This window comes from Pseudoalteromonas luteoviolacea (genome assembly GCF_001696455.1).
Classification (GTDB): Bacteria; Pseudomonadota; Gammaproteobacteria; order Enterobacterales; family Alteromonadaceae; genus Pseudoalteromonas; species Pseudoalteromonas luteoviolacea_C.
In genome coordinates, this window is sequence record NZ_MAUJ01000035.1 from 1 (window position 1) to 1,130 (window position 1,130).

Below are 1,130 nucleotides of genomic sequence, written 5' to 3' on the forward strand. Positions count from 1 at the left end.
TGAGTCGCTCACAAGCGTCGATGCAGACACGCCACTATCAGTATGATGACCTCAACCGAATAACGACCATCAATGACAGGGTGCTATTTAGCTACGATGACAATGGCAACTTAAAAACCAAAAGCGACTACACGTTTATTAAGCAACATACATGTGATGGTCTAGGTCAAGATGAGTTGTTGGTCAATCACACTTGCAATTTTAAGAAGACACCCATCTTAAATTTAGCAAAAAACTGAGTGTCGCCTATCTTTAAATAACGGTTAAAAGTTAGGCGTTAAAATCATGGCAACAGCACGAAGTCGGCAAGTTAGCTTGGTGGATACTAAGTACTATCACTGCATATCACGATGCGTCAGGCGCGCGTTTTTATGCGGAGAAGATAAAGTAACGGGTAAGTCTTATGAGCATCGAAGAGGGTGGGTTGAAGAGAAGTTGCTACAACTTGCTAAGGTGTTCTGTATTGATGTGTGTGCGTATGCAGTGATGAGTAACCATACGCACATTGTTTTATATGTTGATGATAAAAAAGCAAAACGCCTGACGGATAAAGCCATTATTATACGCTGGCATAAGCAGTTTAAAGGGACTTGGCTGACGCATAAGTTTATCAATGGCGAGTCACTGACTAACTCAGAGCGTTGTTTATTATTAGAGCTGATAGACAAGTACCGAGCGCGACTAGCTGATATAAGCTGGTTTATGCGCACGCTCAATGAAGATATCGCGCGCAAAGCCAATAGAGAAGATGGCTGCACAGGCCGATTCTGGGAAGGGCGTTTTAAATCACAGGCTTTGTTAGATGAAGCCGCGCTGGCAGCGTGTTTAGCGTATGTGGATTTGAATCCAGTAAGAGCCAAAATGGCAGAGACGCCAGAAGAATCAGAGCACACCAGCATTAAAAAACGTATTGAAACAGCCAAAGTGGGTAAACAACCTAAGTCACTTCTGCGTTTTGCAGGTAACCCAAGAAAACACATGCCAAAAGGGCTGCCATTTGAATTCAAATATTATGTAGAGCTTGTTGATTTAACTGGTCGATGCATACGTGAGGATAAACGTGGGTTCATCACAGACGCTCAGCCCATCTTAGCAAGACTCAATATCCAACCAGAGAATTGGTTAAAGCT

The 1,130-nt window shown here is 42.9% G+C and carries 2 protein-coding genes; both read left to right on the forward strand.

Features of this window, described 5'->3' with window-relative positions:
- Positions 1 to 239, forward strand: a 239-nt coding sequence (locus tag A7985_RS26685) for a hypothetical protein (RefSeq protein ID WP_176716812.1), incomplete at its 5' end; no start/stop codon positions are given.
- A gap of 46 nt (positions 240 to 285) precedes the next feature.
- Positions 286 to 1,130, forward strand: an 845-nt coding sequence (locus A7985_RS25360) for a transposase (RefSeq protein WP_065793155.1), incomplete at its 3' end; no start/stop codon positions are given.